We start from the raw sequence: 1,369 nt of genomic DNA on the forward strand, positions 1-1,369 counted from the left end.
CAGAATCATTATCAAAAGAATAAATAAAAATACCAACACCAACGCCTATTACAATAGCTACTAAAACTATAATTGCAATTATTTTTTTCATTACTTAGCATCTCCTTAAATTTTAATAGTATAAGTATACTATTTCAAAATGAATAGGATATAAAAGGAAAGTAAGTTTTTTATTTCTAAAAGGTGTCAAAACTGTAATAAATTTAATGTATTCTAAAAATAGGAAGTGTGCTACAAGTAAAGCTACCTCCAGCTTTCATTATTTCAGAATACTCACAATAAAAAGGTTTAAAATGTAATTTTTTTAATAAAGAGAAAATTTTTTTATTAGAAGTTATAATTCTTTTATTTCCAAGATTAATAAAGTTAGTACCAAGTTGTTTAGCAGTTTTATTGTCGATAAAATAAAGAATAGGAATGTATTTTTTTATAATGGGAATATCATAAACATAATTAGAGATAAGTCCATGATCTTGATAAAGAATATTAAAAACACAATCAAGATGAAGCATTTTTTTGTAATTAAATCTTATAGGAATAACTTTAAAAGGTTTATTTACAGAGAGAAGATAGGATTGTAGTTCATAAACTGCATCTATAGAAGTACGAGAGCTTAAACCTATAAAAATAATATTATCATGAATAATTACATCTCCTCCTTCTATAAAGTTCTGAAATTTATATATTTTAATATACTTATTAGATAAAAAATCTTCAATAGCAAGGGTTTCTTTTATTCTATGAGGATTTTTAATTTTAGAAATAAAGAAGATATCGTCAATAACAAATCCAATATCACGAGTAAAAACTTGATTTTTTCCATAGATTGGATTGAGAAATTGAATATTAACATCTTCATTAATAAGTAAATTTATAAAAGTATTATATTGACTAAACATAAGAGGGATATTAACTTTTTTAAAGAGATGTTTATTTAACAAGTCAAAATTACAAGGATAACACATAATAAGAGTTTGAGCTGTATCGTAATTATTAATATGATTAATTTTCATAAATACCACCTTTAAAAATATATTTAATAATAGTATTTACAAAAATTTATATATTATAAATTAAAGAAAAAAGAAGCCTTGAAAATTAAGACTTCTTTGAAAAAATTAAGATTAGTAAAGAATCAAATACAACATCTATTGCAAGATTAGAAGTTAATAATACTAGAATTATAACTATAATCATAATTAATATATCTATTAGTATAAAATTGATTTTTAAATTATGTAGAAGAAATTAAACATAAGAAAGGTTCAGATGCATCAATTTCTTTTAAATTTTTAAAGTTACATACATTTAAATCTTCTAAAATATCATTTTTCTTAACAAAGTGATGATGAGAGCCTTCTTTCCAATC

1 protein-coding gene is annotated in these 1,369 nt (G+C 21.8%); it reads right to left on the reverse strand.

What is annotated here, in order from left to right:
- Nucleotides 1–203: 203 nt before the first annotated feature.
- Nucleotides 204–1,013 (reverse strand): dimethylarginine dimethylaminohydrolase family protein, encoded by an 810-nt coding sequence (locus ACRDDY_RS16895; RefSeq protein ID WP_438566104.1) that lies wholly within the window; start codon nucleotides 1,011–1,013, stop codon nucleotides 204–206.
- Between the last annotated feature and the right edge of the window lie 356 nt (nucleotides 1,014–1,369).

It is taken from the genome of Clostridium sp. (assembly GCF_051656525.1).
Lineage (GTDB): Bacteria > Bacillota > Clostridia > Clostridiales > Clostridiaceae > Clostridium.